15 protein-coding genes are annotated in these 16,411 nt (G+C 63.8%); 3 read left to right on the top strand and 12 right to left on the bottom strand.

What is annotated here, in order from left to right; all coding sequences use genetic code 11:
* Positions 1-1,091: 1,091 nt before the first annotated feature.
* Complete coding sequence (locus tag MQW79_RS06715; RefSeq protein ID WP_476587545.1) at positions 1,092-1,418, top strand: hypothetical protein; 327 nt, start codon at positions 1,092-1,094, stop codon at positions 1,416-1,418.
* On the opposite strand, the gene MQW79_RS06710 is transcribed toward MQW79_RS06715, so the two are convergent.
* The 9 genes from MQW79_RS06710 to MQW79_RS06670 all read right to left on the bottom strand — a co-directional run bounded on the left by MQW79_RS06710 (position 1,361) and on the right by MQW79_RS06670 (position 11,980).
* Positions 1,361-3,055 carry a hypothetical protein gene (locus tag MQW79_RS06710; protein WP_476587544.1) on the bottom strand — a complete coding sequence of 565 codons (1,695 nt, stop codon included), beginning with the start codon at positions 3,053-3,055 and terminating at the stop codon, positions 1,361-1,363. The two genes, MQW79_RS06715 and MQW79_RS06710, sit on opposite strands and share 58 nt — an antisense overlap.
* A gap of 250 nt (positions 3,056-3,305) precedes the next feature.
* A complete protein-coding gene (locus MQW79_RS06705; RefSeq protein WP_476587543.1) occupies positions 3,306-4,334 on the bottom strand; it encodes an AAA family ATPase in 1,029 nt (342 codons plus the stop codon).
* Between the two features lie 5 nt (positions 4,335-4,339).
* Positions 4,340-6,637, bottom strand: coding sequence for an integrase catalytic domain-containing protein (locus MQW79_RS06700; protein ID WP_476587542.1), 2,298 nt, complete (start codon positions 6,635-6,637; stop codon positions 4,340-4,342).
* Positions 6,634-7,548 (bottom strand): hypothetical protein, encoded by a 915-nt coding sequence (locus MQW79_RS06695; RefSeq protein WP_476587540.1) that lies wholly within the window; start codon positions 7,546-7,548, stop codon positions 6,634-6,636. The genes MQW79_RS06700 and MQW79_RS06695 overlap by 4 nt, the downstream gene beginning before the upstream one ends.
* Before the next feature lie 672 nt (positions 7,549-8,220).
* Entirely contained in the window at positions 8,221-10,176 is a 1,956-nt protein-coding gene (locus tag MQW79_RS06690) for an AAA family ATPase (protein WP_476587538.1), read from the bottom strand.
* Positions 10,169-10,510: a DUF6634 family protein gene (locus tag MQW79_RS06685; RefSeq protein ID WP_191772224.1), complete on the bottom strand. Its 342-nt coding sequence runs from the start codon at positions 10,508-10,510 to the stop codon at positions 10,169-10,171. The genes MQW79_RS06690 and MQW79_RS06685 overlap by 8 nt, the downstream gene beginning before the upstream one ends.
* Positions 10,507-11,115 carry a hypothetical protein gene (locus MQW79_RS06680; protein WP_476587537.1) on the bottom strand — a complete coding sequence of 203 codons (609 nt, stop codon included), beginning with the start codon at positions 11,113-11,115 and terminating at the stop codon, positions 10,507-10,509. Before MQW79_RS06680 ends, MQW79_RS06685 begins: the two co-directional genes overlap by 4 nt.
* Before the next feature lie 57 nt (positions 11,116-11,172).
* Positions 11,173-11,403 (bottom strand): hypothetical protein, encoded by a 231-nt coding sequence (locus tag MQW79_RS06675; protein ID WP_476587536.1) that lies wholly within the window; start codon positions 11,401-11,403, stop codon positions 11,173-11,175.
* A gap of 58 nt (positions 11,404-11,461) precedes the next feature.
* Positions 11,462-11,980: a hypothetical protein gene (locus MQW79_RS06670; RefSeq protein ID WP_476587534.1), complete on the bottom strand. Its 519-nt coding sequence runs from the start codon at positions 11,978-11,980 to the stop codon at positions 11,462-11,464.
* Positions 11,981-12,219: 239 nt separating this feature from the next.
* Here MQW79_RS06670 and MQW79_RS06665 point away from each other — a divergent pair, with 239 nt between their 5' ends.
* Positions 12,220-12,495: a helix-turn-helix transcriptional regulator gene (locus tag MQW79_RS06665; RefSeq protein ID WP_476587533.1), complete on the top strand. Its 276-nt coding sequence runs from the start codon at positions 12,220-12,222 to the stop codon at positions 12,493-12,495.
* A gap of 14 nt (positions 12,496-12,509) precedes the next feature.
* Here MQW79_RS06665 and MQW79_RS06660 read toward each other — a convergent pair whose 3' ends face one another.
* Genes MQW79_RS06660 through MQW79_RS06650 form a run of 3 tightly spaced genes read right to left on the bottom strand, consistent with a single transcriptional unit; the run spans position 12,510 to position 15,846 of the window.
* A complete protein-coding gene (locus MQW79_RS06660; protein WP_476587532.1) occupies positions 12,510-13,100 on the bottom strand; it encodes an SCO family protein in 591 nt (196 codons plus the stop codon).
* Between the two features lie 5 nt (positions 13,101-13,105).
* Positions 13,106-13,582: a copper chaperone PCu(A)C gene (locus MQW79_RS06655; protein ID WP_476587530.1), complete on the bottom strand. Its 477-nt coding sequence runs from the start codon at positions 13,580-13,582 to the stop codon at positions 13,106-13,108.
* 41 nt (positions 13,583-13,623) lie between these two features.
* Positions 13,624-15,846 (bottom strand): heavy metal translocating P-type ATPase, encoded by a 2,223-nt coding sequence (locus tag MQW79_RS06650; RefSeq protein ID WP_476587529.1) that lies wholly within the window; start codon positions 15,844-15,846, stop codon positions 13,624-13,626.
* Between the two features lie 67 nt (positions 15,847-15,913).
* Between MQW79_RS06650 and MQW79_RS06645 the strand changes: the two genes are divergently transcribed.
* A complete protein-coding gene (locus MQW79_RS06645; RefSeq protein WP_461383894.1) occupies positions 15,914-16,345 on the top strand; it encodes a MerR family transcriptional regulator in 432 nt (143 codons plus the stop codon).
* The last annotated feature ends 66 nt before the right edge of the window (positions 16,346-16,411 follow it).

Raw genomic sequence — 16,411 nt, 5'->3', positions numbered from 1 at the left:
AACGACAAGCGCAGTCTCACGTGCAATACTGGCCTCAATCGCTGACCAGTTTGTGGCATCGGCGATGACAGTCCAATGCCCCCAAGAGGTTCAAGCTGCCGCCACGAAACCTTTGAGGTGGCGTTATGTCAGCCAATTTTCATGCAGTGATTTGCTGCCCTTCTTGTCGCCAAGCTAATTCAGTCGGCGCCGCAAACCTTCCAAATGGAACTCCGTGGAACTGCAGCCGATGTGGCCATCTATTGGCCAAGTGGCTGGCAGACCGTGATGATGGGCAGTTCTTTCCGGTGGCGGCGGCAAGGGTCAGCGAAAGCGGGCGTGCTCGGTAGGGAGGGTGAGTCAGTCTTTGGACAAGCCTACCTCGCTCACCGGGTTTGGTCTGAAACACGCGACGCCGCGGGTTTTCGACCTTTTTTGCCGCAGCATCCCGGCACCAAGCGCAAGCTGTATGGGTTTGACGTCTGTGCCTCGTGGGGGAAAAAGTGGGGAACGTCATCGCGTTCCCCACGCAAGAGGCGGAATCCGTAATGCGACCAAAAAGAGTTGAGTCGATCCGCCCCTGCATTCCGGGGCTCGGCAAAAAGCCTAGATTCGACTGGACCACGTTTCAAGACTCGATTCTCGACCCGCGACCGTGAACCGTGAGTCGATTGGGCCGATCTGGCCACGTTTTATGAGTCGATCCGTTGCCGAAGTGGCGGCGTGACCCGGATGAGCGGCAAAAGAAAACGCCCGGCTCGTCGAGTCGACGACCGGGGTCATGCAGGCGCACGCCTGTTCTCTATGGTGTGGATATAAACTTCCGATCGGCCATTAAGGAGCCGGCGATTTATGCGTCGCCGTCCGCGCTCAGCCGAGCCGGATCGTCTTTCCAATCACCTGTTCATGTTAGACGGTTGAACCCGGTGCACCAAATCGGAACGTGGCAGCGGGATCAGCCCACCCCTCCTTGCGCACCGGCGATGCATCTGTTGCTTCCGAAGAGCCGGACTGCCAGAACAATTTGCAAAATTCGAACGACTGGTCATTGGACCACACGTACGCGCCCGCATCACGACGATCGCCTTTGACCGGGATGCCTTCGGAGCTACGTGTGTTTCGTCGATGACATCCGTGGCGATCGCGTACTCGAACTCGAGCTGCTGGTGGCCAACATCATCAACGATCACGTGCTTGCTCGTCCGAGGACGACGGTTCTTCTTGCGACGGAGCAACGAGGCAATCTCCTCAGCCGATCCGGCAGCGTCGATGTCGGCCTCGAGGAACATGTCTGCCTGAAGGGCATCCTGTGCCTTGGCCTTGGCTTCGGCCCGGAAGCGTTCGAGCTCATCCACGGCAGTTTCGCATCCAGCCATGCTGGTCATGCGGCGTCCTTCCTTGAGGTGGCGAGCCAGCCCGTGACCTGTTCCCGGTCGTAGAGGATGCCGCGGTGCTCGCTGAGTTCGGCCACGGGCTCGATGCCGCCCTCGGCCAGCTTGCCCCGGACCCAGCGGTAACCCACGCCGATAAGGCGAGAGGCCTCGGCGGTGGAAATATAGGTCCGGGCGACCTGCACGACGTCGGCGCGGCGCAGGTTGCAGACACCGGACCCGTGCTCGGGCAACAGGTCGGCGTCGATCATACCAATCACCGTAGCCACCGTGATCCCCAGGATGTCGGCTGCCTCGGCACGGGTGACCATCGGCTCGACGGCGTCGCTAATGCCAACCTCACTGGCGACGGCTGCCACCACCTCCTCGAAGGATGATGCCGCAAGCTTGACCAGTGTGGCGCTCAGGCGACCCGCCACCTCGAACACGGCCAAACGGCCTGCCAGCACGGCCTGGACGAGCGCAACCCATGGCTTTTCGCCAGCCGGCAGCCGGTACATGGCCTTGCTGAGCCGGATATGGAAGGTGCCGGTGGGCCCGCTGCCGATCTTGGTTTCGATGTCGCGGATCAGGGCATCCACGGTGGAGCGGCGATACTGGTTCTTGCCGACCACCGTCAGCAGCACCGGCCCGGTCACCTTCTCGATCAGGCCCGCCTGCGCGAGCTGCGCAACGGCCCCGTTCGGGATGCCGAGGCGGAGGCCCACGGAGGAGGCGCTCTCCAGATCCGCCCGCACTGCCGCAAGGGCCGCGATCTCCTCCGCTACGAACAGCACCGGCCCTTTCTTTGTCCCCGGGGCGCGATGGTGCGTCAGCTCCGGTGTCTTGGCCAGTCGCTGGAAGAGCTTCAGGCGAATGCCGAAGCGTTCGGCAGCCTGCTGGGACGTGATCAGGTCGGTGCGACCGCGGTGCTCGGTGCGCCGCACGGTTACGCCGGCGGAGCTCGTCGCCATGTTGCGAAGGACCGCTTCCCGAACCACCTTGCGCACGCTCTCGGTCAAGGTCCGGTCCGCGGTGAGCGCATAGACCTGCCCGAGTTCGGCCTTGATGCCGTAGAAACCCGGGCGGTCATGGGATGTCGCACGCGCCCGATCGCACAGGCCATCGAAACCGGTACGCCAGTCCAGGATGATCCGCCCGGCTTCCGCCAGGCGTTCCGGGGTGAACAGGCGTTCGTAGTCGCTACGCGTGGTGGGCTTGGCCGGAGAGGTGACGGCCCTTTTCGGGTCCTGATCAAGGACGCCGACGATGGCCATGCACAGGTCGAAGATCTCGCCGCGATCGAGGCCGGTCAGATCATCGTCAAATGCCGGAGCGAACCGTTCCCGAACCGCCGGATCGGGGTCGATCAGCCCGGTGACGAAATCCAGTGCCGCCATGTCCTCGATCTCGACCAGCGGCTGCGGGAAGTCCCGGAGGTCGACCGCAGGCTGCACGAAACCCAGGTCGTCATTTCCCGCACAGCGGTCGCAGAAGCACACGCCGTAGGTGCGGGAGAACCCTAAGGTGGCGCCGCATACCGGGCAGTCAGAAAGCAGGAGCTCCTTGGTGCAGGGATCGAAGCCGATCGGCCTGAGTTGCCACATGGCGCGGATATAGGGCGCTTCGGCAAGCCCGCGGGGCGAGACGCGACGGATCGGCCCCTCGCGTGCTTGGTGCGGATGGACGTGCCGAAGAAAAGGCAACGGCCATCGTCTGCAATGGGGTGGGTGGCGCGCCGCAGCGACGCCACCTCCGTTCCCAGCAGTTCGGCGAGACCGGCGGCATCCATCTCATTGAGACTGGCAGCGATGCTCGCCGGGTGCAGCGTGTCGATACCCACGAGGGCCAGAACCTCTGAAGGAAAGCGGCGACCGTTGGCGGACGTCGCCCGGCAAAGGGCGCCCGCCAGGTGCTCGTCCTCCGCGATGCGGACGGGGATGGGGAGCCTGGGCATCAGACCAGCTCCAGGCTCTTGGGCGCCGCGTGGAACGGGTTCTCGGTCAGCTCGCCGCGTCCCACGATGATGATGTCCACGGCTTCCTCGAGGTCCTTGCGGGTGAGCACCTTGTTGCCGCGGGTGAGTGCGAGGATGGTCGCCTTCTCGACAATGCGGCAGAGCAGGCCGAGGCGACCCCGCGATGCGACATAGAGCCGGCTGGGGATGTCGCCGTTGACGAGCGGGGGCGGCTCCTCGAACAGGCCGGTCTCCTTGAGCTTGAGTGCCAGGCGCCCGCAGAAGGACATGAAGTCGAGGCGTTCCTTCTCCACGGCCCAACGAGGGGTCTCGAACTCGATCTCGTCGAGGACGCGCCCCTTGAACTGGGTGCTCGCCATCAAGAGATCGCGGGCCTGCAGGATGCCCATGAAAACCAAGGGGACCGACCCGCGGATCATCATGACCTTGAGGGTGTCGGCCACGTTCTGGTCACGCGAATGGTCGAAGACGATCTGGTCGCCGGTCGCCGACATCTTGATGCGCTTGTTCGCAAGGTGCTGGATTTCGTCGATCACCAGCATCTCGACGCCCAGGTCACGGATCAGCTTGTAGACCCGACCCCACAAGGACTGCTTGGTGCCCTTGTCGGGGTTCGGATCCTCGAAGGCGATCAGGATGTCGGTGGCGAGGCTCTTCGGGGTCGCCTGGGCGGACAGGGTCACGTGCACGACCTTCTTCTGCTTGCGGGCCAATTCGTCCGCATCCATGGCCGCCAACGACGGGTCTTCCGCCACGAGGCGCGGCAGCACGGTATTGTGGATGTAGCTGCCCACCGTGTGGCTCTTGCCCGAATGGGACGGGGCGAAGATGCACAGGCTACGGCGGGGCTTGCCGTTGTTCTTGGCCTTGGCGTGCGCCAGGCGGACGGCATCGAACTGCTCATGGGCCTTGGTGAGCGCGTCGTGGGTGATGTGCAGGGACTCGAAGGTGGTCCAGACAGCACTGGTGATCATGGCGATATTGGAGGGGGAGACGATCTTGTTCATGGTGTTTACTCCTGATCTGCAGCTGCGAGTTGGCGCAGGAAGCCCATAGGGTCGCGCAAGGCATAGTCTTCGGTATGGGACGTGGGGGTGACGACCGGAAGCTCCGGCGATCGGGCCTTGCCGGGGCTGTCGCGGGGCTTTTTCTCCCGCTTGGGCTTCCCGCGATCGCGCCCGATGGAGGGGATGCGGTCGTCGGTCCGGTGGATCGCCGCCGTGTCGTGGCGAACGTCGGCACTTCCGTCAGGCGTCGCCTGCACCGCTTCCTGGATGACACGGTCGCCCGGCACGAGACTGGGAGCCTTGTCGATTTCGGCGGCACGCTTGCGGGCCTTGCCGAAACCTTCGATCGGCAGTTGCGAGCGGATCATCCGGTTGTAGGCGGCCCTGGCCGCGATCATCGCGTCCTCGTCGTGGAAGGCGATGCTTTGGGCGGTGGCGAAGGCTTCGACCGCCTCGACCACCTTCCAGCTGGTGCCCTGCGTGTAGCGGGATTTCACATTGGGCATCCTGACCGACTTGCGGCGGTCGAAGTCCCAGATCATCACGTAGCTCGCGTCGACGCGGTCACACGTGACGAAGACGTCGACGTTGCCCGTCTTGTGGAAGGACCCCTTGACGTGCTTCTTGCGCCCGTACTTGAGCAGGCGGTTGAGCAGTTCGGAGGTGATCTCGGGGTCGTGGAAGCGCTGGCCATCTACGGCCACACCCTGCGGGGTGAGCACGCACCGCTTGCCCTGGCCGAGAAGACCGTCGAACAAGGCAGGATCGTCGACGGTGGCCCGTGACTTGTTCTGAATTCCCTGGGCCCACTTCTGTGCCGGGGCACAGCCGATCTCCCCGTTGGGCTCCAGGTGGCGAACGTGTACCAAGTGGTGCCACATCAGGTATTCCAACTGGCGGATCGTGTGGGCCGAGTTGACGCGGTTATCGATGCCCAGCTTGGCCCGGAGTTGCGGGGTGAGTGGGATGCCCCCTGGGAGGCGGTGCCAGACATGCTCGTTAAGGTCATCGAACGCCTGCTCGACCACGGCCTTGAACTGGGGCGTGCGGATGGGTGCCCAGATCACCGAGATGCCGGCGGCCTCGCAGGTGGCCTGGAAGGACATGCCGACGAATTCCCAGCCGTTGTCGACGATGATGCACTTGGGCTTGCCCCAACCGTCGCAGGCACCCTTCACCTCGCCGAATTCGTCGACCAGGAAGTCCTTGAAGCGGATCACCTGCTTGAGGCAGAGGTTTACCGTGTAGATGGAGGGCGGCTCGTAGGTGAGCACGGCGCCCAGGCGCATGCGGGTGCAAACGTCCACCGCGAGCGTGAGGGTGGGCTTCTCGACCAGGAGGATGTTGCCGTCCTCGTCCTCGACCAGGGCCCAGCAGTCCACGATCGTGTGGTCGAACGCCACGTATTCGAGCGGACGCGTCGCCTCGATGTGCTTGCCGCGACCGCGGAAGCGGGCGTCGGCGGCAAGCTGCCCATAGCGTTCCTTCCAGCGGTACCAATCTTCGGCGAGGGAGATCCAGAGACGAACACATTCCTTGGACGGCTTGCGCAAGGAAGGGGGCACCGGCAGCCGCTTGGCCTTCAGGTCGTTGATTTCGGTGTTGATGGCGTCCCAGAAGTCATTGCGGACCTCGTGCAGCGGCTTCTTGTCCGGGTGCCAGTAGGCCTGCACCATCTTGTCGGCCTCGCGGATGACCGCGGGGTGCCAGCGGCGGAGCTTGTCGTGCTTGCCGTAGTCGTAGAAGAACGCGGAGAGCGGGCGGGACTGGAAGACCCCGCACTGGTCGATGGCCCGCAGCAGGGTCGGTGCGGAGGGGATGAAGGTGACGCCATTGCGGCGCGCCTCCGCTTCCTTGGACTGGATGAAGTCCCGGATGCCGGCATGGCCGCGGGTGAGCAGCGGCTTCTCGTCGGCCTCCACCACGAACCAGCGGACATCCTTCGCATGGTTGAAGATCTCGACCTTCTTCAGGCGGCGCGACTGCTCCGTCACGGTGATGCCGGTTTCCTCGGGATCGAGCAGATTGGTCGGGTCGACATCCCCGAGCTCGAGCGGGCTCTTCCGGGTCCGTAGCTTCACCGGAACCCGTACGGCCCTGCCGTCCGAACGCATGCGCTTGAAGAGCGGGACAGCGACCGTGAAATCGGGGCCGTCGGCACGCTCGAAGACAAGCAGACCGCGCATGTCCATGCGGACGAACCGGGCAGCCCAAGTCTTGTCGGGGCCTTCCTTGATCCAGTAGACGTCGTCCTTCTCGAGGTCGAAGTCGATCCTGGGCAGGTTCATGCCGTTGAAGCTCATCGACGCATGACTCCATGAAGGTCCTTGCCGTCGCCGACGAGGCGGACACGGGTGTCGGGACGCAGGTCGTTGTCGAGACCGATGTGAACGACGCGGCGCACATGCAGGGCCGCCGCCTTGGCCATGCCGATGGGGCGACCGCCCAGCGCACGAACGAGGCCGGCAAGATCGGCGTAAGTTGCGGCCACGTACTCGGCGGCGACCCGCACATCCTCGGCATCGACCGAGGTGTCGTGGTCGAGACCGATCTCACGGACGGAATAGGCGATGTCGTGCATGGCGATGTCGGACTGGCGGACGGTGACGAAGCCCCAGCCGAGCCGGTGATAGACTTCCCGCGCCAGAGTCAGCTTGGCCTTGTAGTCACTCTCGTCGGCACGACGGTCCTTGTCGGTCTTCACCTCGACCAACACCACCATGTTCACGCCGTCCGCCATGTGCGGGCGCCATTCCGCAACGGCCTGGTCGAACGGAACACCGTTCAGCAGCATCTCGCCGAACGCGCGATCGACTTCGATCCGGGCATCGGGGAAGTACACCCAGCGCTTGGCGCTGCCCACGACCTGCATCTCGAGCCGGTGAGGCTGCGCCAGGAAACGATGCACCGCGGTCGCCACCTCGCAGAGCTGCATGAAGGGATACTCGCCCTCCATGCTTTCCCATGGCGAACTGCGGAAACCGGCCTTGATCATGTAATGGCGACCGGTCGGCTTGCGGTGCCGCCCGTTGATGATGGTGCGGACCGGACCGCCGTCGTCGGCAACGAAGATGTGGGCCACGACCAGTTCGCGGTCCATGCGGAGTTGACGACTCAGGTCGAGCCGTTCCTTTTTGCGGGGCCGACGCGACAGGGCATCGGGCACGGGAGTATCGAAGGCGATGTTTTCCGGATCGCCGGGGAATTCAGGCATGAGTTCTCCTACTCACGCCCGGAGAAAGCTTGACGCGAGGCTGCGTCCAGCAGATACTCCTGAGCGTGGTTCGGGCCGTAAGGCCGGTTCCATGGCAATGGGCCGGAGGGTCCATTGTGTTAGCGGGTCGGCTGTAAGGCCGGTTCGTGGCGACGGACTGAGAGGTCTGTCGTGGTGTGCACGGTCGGCTGTGAGGCCGGTTTCGCAACGGGCCGTAGGTCCATTGCAGTGCTTGGACGAACCCCTTTTGCTTGCAGGCTGGGTGGGGTCGTCGGTATTTTCAACGCCCTGGAGAAATCCGGGGCGTTTTCATTTTCTGGTATTCTCTTCGGACTAGGCTCCGTTCGAATCCGCCATCATCATCTGCGGAAGAACCCAGGGTTGAAAAGGCCCTCCGCGATTTTTTCTGGTGAGGGTGCAACCGGAATGGTGGAGTTTGGACTCTACCTTATTTCAATTTCTTAACGTGTTACTTTAAGAACGAGGCCTGGGTTCCGGCGTCGGTGCCGGATTGAGACTCGACCGTGCCAGTCGGGTCTGGTGATGCCTTGGGGGCGCTTTCGGTAGCCGGTTCTCTGATTCGCCGATCCAATGTTGACACCGGAAAAAACGAAGATTTCGAGTGTCCACAGAATTCACATCCTGTTGCTGGAAAGTCACACCAGGCTGCGCTCAGTAACGCTTGCGAGGCATGGAGGCAGAGCTTTCAGACTCTGTTTTGGTGTCGACGATTGCCAGGATGTCATCTCGGTTGACGGTTCTTCGCGCCAGCAATGCGTCAGATAGCCTGCAGAGCGCATCCCGATTCGCGGTGAGCGTCTTCAGGGACCTGTCGGCCAGAATGCCGAGTCGGGTCTCGACTGCATGGCAGGCGATGGGGTCGCGCATGAGGTGCAGCATTACCTCATCGGGTTCGCAGCGCCAACGTGGCGTGCCGTCGATCAGGCCGAGAGTGAGGTAAGCGACCGCCAACGTTTGAACCGCCAGCGCCAGGTCGCTCGAGGCGGAACCGCCCGCACCCGAGCTGGGGGAGCCATAGATGAGAATCTCGGCTGCCCGTCCGGCCAGAAGCATCTCCACCCTGTTCTCGAGTTCGACAATGGTCTCGATTCGCGTTCCTGGTACCGCCAGTTGGGTGTGACCGCCGCTGTTGGCGCCGGCACCACCGGGTTCGATTGTGACCAGGTTCAGGCTCTCGGGCATGTGCAGTGCGGCAAGGAGGGCATGGCCGGACTCGTGGACGGCGATACGCCTCGCCACTTCGGGCGATGTTTCCCCGCCGGGCATCAGGACCGACTTGAGGTCGTCGAGCGTGATCTCTTGGTCGGCGCGGCGGGCCCGGCGGCGGGCGCTGCGGACGACATCCATGATGTCCGCACCCGTCATCGCGCGACTGGCGCAGATCGCGGCGACGTCGCCGAGGTCGGCACCAGGGAGTGCCGAGCCGAGGTGATGCCGGAGGATGCGCACTGCTCCATCCGGACCTGGCGGACCCAGGAAAACGGCTCGTTCGAGGCGCCCGTTTCGTAAGATGGCGGGCGAAATCGCATGCAGCCGATTTGTCGCTCCGACCACGATGACGCCGGCCCTCTCGGCCACCGCACCGTCCAATGCAATCAAGAAATCGGCGACGACCGGAGCCCAATAATCCCTATTCTTGCTGTCAGTGGCATCAAGATTAGGCACCTGGTCCAGCTCATCCAGGAACAATAGGCATGGCGCGGCGGATCTCGCCCGCTCGAATAGATCGCGCTGTGCGCGAATGACAGTATCAAGATAGCCGGTTGTACTGGCGAACAGGTCGGCAATGCTGCCGATGACAACCGGAATGCCGAGATATTGCCCCAACGACCGGGCGTATGTGGTCTTGCCCGTGCCCGGCGGGCCATGGAGGACAATACCGCGGTCGACGTCGGCCCACCCGATCCGGTGTGCGGCGACGTCTGCCAGGTCGATCTTGAGGTCCTGCGCCCAGAGACGAGCGTCACCGAATTCGACAGCCTCCTCCATCGAGGGCAGGACCTCGTCGCCGCGGGTCATCCCGGTCTTGTTGGCGATGGCCCGGCCAAGCTTCTCCACCACGCCGGCGGCATCCGCCTGGAAGGAAACGAGGGAGCAGATCTCGTCGAAGTCGAGGGCGCCGACGTTGAGTGCATCGAGGCCGCGGGGAACCGGACCGGTGCAGACGCTCCGAAGGAAACTCCGCAACAAGGCAGGGTCCGGAGCGGGCACGGTCACCGTCACGGATGCCACGGTGCGCAGCAACGGTGGAAGGGTAGACGGCGTGACCGCCACCCCGACCACCACGTGACCGGCTTCCAGATGGAACTTGACCGCCTTGCGGTCGTCCTTAGCCGCCTTCGGACCGCCGGGGTAAACCGAATGGACCGTGTCGTGCAGCTCCGCAATGGCCTCGCCGATCGGCTCCTGCCATTCCGTTGAGGGCACTACGACCACCAGGTGCCCGCTCGTGCCCTTGGCCAACGCGTTGCGCACCGACTTGGGGAGAGTGCGCTCGACCACGAGATCGGCCAGCCGCTCCTGGATCGTGCGCTCGTCCTTGGTGTTCTTAATCGTCCTCATCTCATGCTGCTCCTCGGGGAAAACCAAATCGTCGAGCTCACCCATGCTGTTTCTCCCCGGTGCGGCGCGGCTCGAGCAGGTAGTACCGGCTCATCGTCCTCGCCCAGCGTTCGTCCCCGTCGATGGCGAAAAGCTCGGAAGTGATCGCAGGGCGATGGTCCGCGATCCTCGGGTGTCCTTTGACCGTGCCGACCAGGGCGATGCCGGAGCGCGACAGCACGCCCCATTCCCCGAGCGTGGGCGCCTCCGCCAGTTGCGCGGCAGACGGAGCGTGACCGGATGCAAGCCGGCGAAGGTCCGCCGCCAAGGCTTCGAGTCGATCCGCGGTGGCGAGGGGATCGGCGCCTAAAAAGTTCACGGCCTGGTGGCGCCGGCTCATAGCGGCTGCACCAGGTGCACTTCGGTGGCGGGAAGGATCGGCTTGTCGAGGTCGACATAGAGGCCGCCTTCGACGACCAGGGCCATTATGGCCGAGATCGGCTCCTCCCCGCGTACCATCACCGCCAGGTCCAGCAAAGGTGCGCTGCCGCCGTTGTCGATCAGGTGGGCCAACAGCTTCATGCGGTCGGTCAAGCCGATCTCGGCACCTTCGGCACCCGCGATCATCATGGCGTTGGTCAGGCGGGGCTCGCGGCGGATGAACGATTCCGGCACCAGCACGATCGTGTGGCCCATGGTTGCGGCCAGTGCCTTCAGTTCCAAGAAGGCATGCCTGCCATGGCCGCGCCAGGCCGCGTTGCAAACGCAGACCAGGTAGACCTCGCGCCGGCCAAGGGCGACCTTGATGGCGGTGAAGTCCTCCGCGGCGATCATGAGATCATCGGCCAGGTCGTCAGGCACCCGATCGTCGGTGAGGCGCCTGACCGAAGGGTGGACCAGGACCAGGGCCTCCGCGGACTGGCGCAGGGAACGGCGACGGCGTCCGGAGGTCGTGCCGGCATCGGCGGAGCCGGACGGAAGGCGTGCAGCATCGGCATCGAGCATGCGAGGTCTCCATGTTGAAGCAAAGCGGTGAGTTCGAGAGCGAAGACGAGCTGGCGTCTAGGTCGCCGGGTCGGTCATGATCTCGTAGGGCAGTCCGTAGGACTTGAGCATGTGCCCCAGGTCCCGGACCTTGAAGGTCATGGGGTCCGTTCCGGCAGGAAGGCGGATGAATTGGCCGTCTTCGCCTCCGACGATCTCCAACTCATGGCGGTCGAAGCCGGCGCGGTAGATCAGTTGCGACAGCAAGGCCTGTGCTTCCGACGAAGCATTCGTGGCGTTTGCGGGCATGAGGTTTCCTCCGGCTCGAAAGCTCGAGACCATCAAGAAGGTCGATGACGCGGACGGATCAGAAGACGCAGTCGCGACCGGTGAGCAGCTGCATCGCCCGGCATCCAACGGGATCCCCGACGTGCTTGTCGTAGCAGGCCAGGTCGACGCCCATCCGCACCGGATCGCGGATCAACTCGATCAAGATGCGGGCCTTCTCGCTGGTGGCGTCCCGGACGGGAAGCATGGCTATGGCGCGTTGTGGAAGGAGCACGCAGGGCCTACCGCACTTCTCCATGGACCCCTTCAGCGCCAGAAGGAGCTTCATGGCTTCAGGACGGAACCAGTGACGTGAGGGAACGCCGACCAAGGTCACCGGTCGCTCGTCGAGCATGGCCTGGCAGGTGGCCAACGAGGCAGCCTCCAACCCCAAGGACGCGGCGAAATGGGTGACGAGGGGATCCGAGCCGATCACGGCCACTTCGTCCAGCCGGGAGAGCGAGTCGAACAGGATGGAGGAAAGTTTCCGCCGGGTATCCCGGTGGCGCAGGTTACGGGACTTCGATTTAAGGTCTTGGGGACGCACGAACAAAGACACAGGTTCACTCCCTGCATGCAACGAACAGGCCGAACACGATGAATATTCAGGACGTCGTGCGGGCTATGCACGCGGGGGAAGGTCTTGTTGCGGTGCCTGACCGATGGACACCTGCTGCTTCCAATGCTCTAGTCACTATAGCTATTCGCGGCAGAAGTCAAGGCCCGATGTACATTTTGTGCAACGACTGCAAGTTCGGTTAAGTTTCGGTTGTCATCAGGTCGATTCGGAACGGCATCTTGAGCGAACAGCAGCACCGACCAACGCCCGCCCAGATCCGGGCGGGACGAGCCCTCCTCGACTGGAGCCAGCAGGAGCTTGCGGGACATTGCGGCATCGGTCGCCGGACCGTAGCGGCCTACGAGAACGGTGGCGACAGGGTGATGCCGACCAGCGTCGTGGCCATGAAAGAGGCCTTGGAACGTGCCGGCGTCAGGTTCAGTGGCGAAGACGAGCCCGAAGGCGTGCATCGGGTCCTTCCTAGCCGTGAGACTCCCGATCGTGACGTGAGGTGATGCCGGGAAAGGTATTATCCCTCGTCGACGAGGCGGCGAACCTTGGCCAGCCTGACGTCGAAGCCTTCCTCGGCAGCAAGGGTTCCGAAGAACCGTCCATCGGCGTCGACGAGTTGGATGGAGGCCTGGTGCTCCATCTGGTAGTCGCCGCCTTCCATGGGCACTTTCTCGAAGAAGATGTAGCGGTCCTTGGCCATGGTGGCGACTTGCGCAAGGTTACCGGTCAAGCCGGCGATGCGAGGATCGAAGTACTCGACATAATCCTTCATGATCTCCGGCGTGTCGCGCTCCGGATCGACGGAGACGAAGACGACCTGCAGCTTGCCCGCGTCCGGTCCGAGCGCCTCGAGGATCGCCGACATCTCGGCCAAAGCCGTGGGGCACACGTCGGGGCAATGGGTGAAGCCGTAGAACCATGCCGAAGGCTTGCCGAGGAAGTCCGACTGCGTGACCGGAGCGCCGTCCTGGTTCACCAACGAAAAGGGCTTGGCATAGATGGCTTCCCCAGCATTCCCTGGCGTAAGGCGGGGCCCGAAAGCCAGGAAGGCAGCGCCGACAGCTGCGATCGCCACCAGCACCCAAAGGATGCCTCGAAGCCTGCGCAAGCCGGTCACTGGCCGTGACCTTCATGAGAAGCGCCGGATCCGGTGGATCGCTCCTCCACCTTGAACGTGACGTCGATGCGACCAGCCTTCTCGAACACCAGGGTAGCGGGCACCTCGTCGCCGGCGCGGTACCGCTCGGCAGGTTGGACGAACATGGCATGCGTGCCGTTGTCCAACCACACGGTCTCACCGGCGGGGATGACGAGGCCTTCCTTCATGGGCTGCATGCGCGCGATGCCATCGGTCACGGTCGACCGATGAATCTCCACCTTCTCGGCAGCGCTGCTCTCGATGGCGACGAGGCGGTCATCGGTGTCGCCCATGTTCTGGATGGAGAGGTATCCGCCGAGTACCGGCGCGTTCGGCGGGGCCTCCTCGATCATGGGATGGTCGAGATAGATCGAACCTTGCGTGAAGTCATGGGCGAATCCGCTCCCTGCCGTAAGGATGCCGATCAAGGCGATGGTGACAAATAGCTTCACGTGGTCCGATCCCTTTTTCTGGAGAATACCGCCTCGACAGGTCAGACGGAATGCGACCGGCTGCCCCGCCAGGCCAGGAGGCGCATGGCGTTCGCAGTCACCAGCACGGTTGCACCCGTGTCCGCAAGGATGGCAGGCCACAGGCCGGTCACGCCGATGACGGTCGTCACGAGGAACACGGCCTTGAGCCCGAGCGCCAGGGTGATGTTCTGCCCGATGTTCGCCATCGTGGCCTTCGACAAGTTGATCATGTCGGCGATGTCGGTTACGCGCCCATGCAGCACTGCGGCATCGGCAGTCTCGAGCGCCACGTCGGTGCCGCCGCCCATGGCGATGCCGATATTGGCGGCAGCCAGCGCCGGTGCGTCGTTGATGCCATCGCCCACCTTGGCCACGACCTTGCCTTGCGATTGAAGCTCTCGAACGATCCGCTGCTTGTCCTCGGGAAGCAGGCCGGCCCGAACATCCATACCCAGCGAGGCGCCGATGGCGCTGGCGGTGCGCTGGTTGTCGCCGGTGAGCATCACTGCTCCGACGCCCGCATTGCGCAAGGCCTGCAGACCGGCCCCGGCATCAGCCCGGGGCTCGTCGCGGATGGCGAAGATGCCGGCGAGCGTCTCGTTGGCAAGCAGCACCGAGACGGTCTTGCCCTCGTCGTTGAAGGCGACGATGCGTGCCCGCAACTCGTCGGGGATCGTGGCGCGTTCGGCGGCTGCCTCGACAGAGCCGAGAAATGCCTGGTCGGTGCCGATGCTGCCGGTGACGCCCTTACCGGGAACCGCGGCAAGATCGAAACCCGGAGGCACGGGTGCCTTGTCCGCCTTGGCCCTGGCGAGAATGGCGAGGGCGAGCGGATGGCTCGATCCCGTCTCGAGCGCCGCAGCCATCGAAAGCACCTGGGTCTCGCTGCGGCCAATGGCCAAGATATCGGTGACCTTCGGCTTTCCTTCGGTCAGCGTACCGGTCTTGTCCATGGCGACCATGGTGATGGTGCGGAGCTGCTCGAGCACGGCGCCGCCTTTGAGCAGCAACCCGCGACGGGCACCGGCAGACAGGGCCGCAGCGATGGCGGCAGGGGTGGAGATCACCAGTGCGCAGGGGCAGCCGATCAGCAGGATGGCGAGGCCCTTGTAGACCCACTCGCTCCAGGATGCGCCCATCAGCAGCGGCGGCACGGTGGCGACCAAGGCGCCGACCAGCAGAACGCCGGGCGTGTAGATCTTGGAGAACCGATCGATGAAGCGCTCTGTCGGTGCCTTGGATTCCTGTGCCTCCTCCACCAGGGCGATGACCCTGGAAATGGTGTTGTCGGCAGCGGCAGCGGTGACGCGCACCCTGATGGCGGTGTCGGTGTTGATGGTGCCGGCGAAAACAGTGTCGCCGACGCCCTTGCTCTTGGGGACGCTTTCACCGGTGACCGGTGCCTCGTCGATGGCACTGCGGCCCTCGACGATCTCTCCATCCGCCGGGATGCGGTCGCCGGGGCGCACCAGCACCACCTGCTTCAGTGCAAGACTGGATGCCCGGATTTCACGCACCACGTCGCTATCGACCAGTAATGCCGTCTTCGGCACCAGATCAGCCAGACCCTTGATGCTGGCACGGGCACGGCCAGCGGCGAAGCCTTCCAGCATCTCGCCGACAAGGAAGAGCAGGACAACCGTAGCCGCTTCTTCGGTGGCGCCGATGATCACGGCGCCTACGGCGGCGATCGACATCAGCGTTTCGATGGAGAACGGGCTGCCGGCCATGGCGCCGGCGACGGCACGGCGACCGATCGGGACCAAGCCCACCAGCAGCGCGACCAGGAACGCCCAGTGCCCGACATCCGGGACGACCCGACCCACGAGGTAGGCCAGCAGCAGCGCGATGCCGCAGGATGCCGTCAAGATTGCCTTTCGGGTGCGCCACCACGGTACGCCCTCATCGGCATCATCGGCATCATCGGCACCATGCAGATGAGGATGACCGCCACCTGCCTGATCGTCATGCTCGCCATGACCTTCGCCATGCTGGTCCACGGGCCGGGCATTGGATGCGCCCTGAAGGCGGCGGGTGGGGTAGCCCAGGTTTGAGACACGCTTGGCAAGGTCGGCGAGATCGGCGCCGTCCGAATGCTTCACCGACATGGTGCCCGACACGACGGATACGGATACGTCCTCGACTCCTTGGATACGACGTGCCGCGGTGTCAACCTTTGAAGCACAGCTGGCGCAATCCATGCCTTCCACCTTGAAGCGGGTAGTTTCGATCCTTGCGTCCATCGGCAGCGACTCCTTGAATTCTCCATCATTGCCGTACATCCTCCAGCGACTATAGGAGCAAGCGGAAATGAGTCACGGCATCGCGATTGGAAAAGTCTCGCAAGCGACCGGGGTCAAGATCCCCACCATCCGGTACTACGAGCAGATCGGGTTGCTGCCGGCTCCGCCGCGCACCGAAGGAAACCGCCGGACCTATGACCGCAAGGACGCCGAGCGCCTCACCTTCATCCGGCATTCACGAGAGCTTGGCTTCGAGATCGACCAGATCAGAACGCTTCTCGACCTGCAGGATCGTCCAGATCAGTCTTGTGCCGACGCCGACACCATCGCCAAGGCTCGTCTGGTGGAGGTGAAAGCGAAGATCGCGAGCTTGACGGCGTTGCAGGCCGAACTCGAGCGGATGGTCGATGGCTGCAGCCATGGTCGGGTCGAGAGCTGTCGGGTGATCGAGATCCTCGCCGATCACGGCAAGTGCAAGCACCATCTGCACGACGCTTGATCCGAAGCCAGATGGATCGACCACTACCTTCGATGTGGATCACGTTCGGAAACCGGTCAGTCAGTC

This window comes from Devosia sp. Micro-HW1, assembly GCF_056341075.1.
The sequence above is the reverse complement of the archived record's forward strand: the minus strand, read 5'-3'. Positions and strand labels throughout refer to the sequence as shown.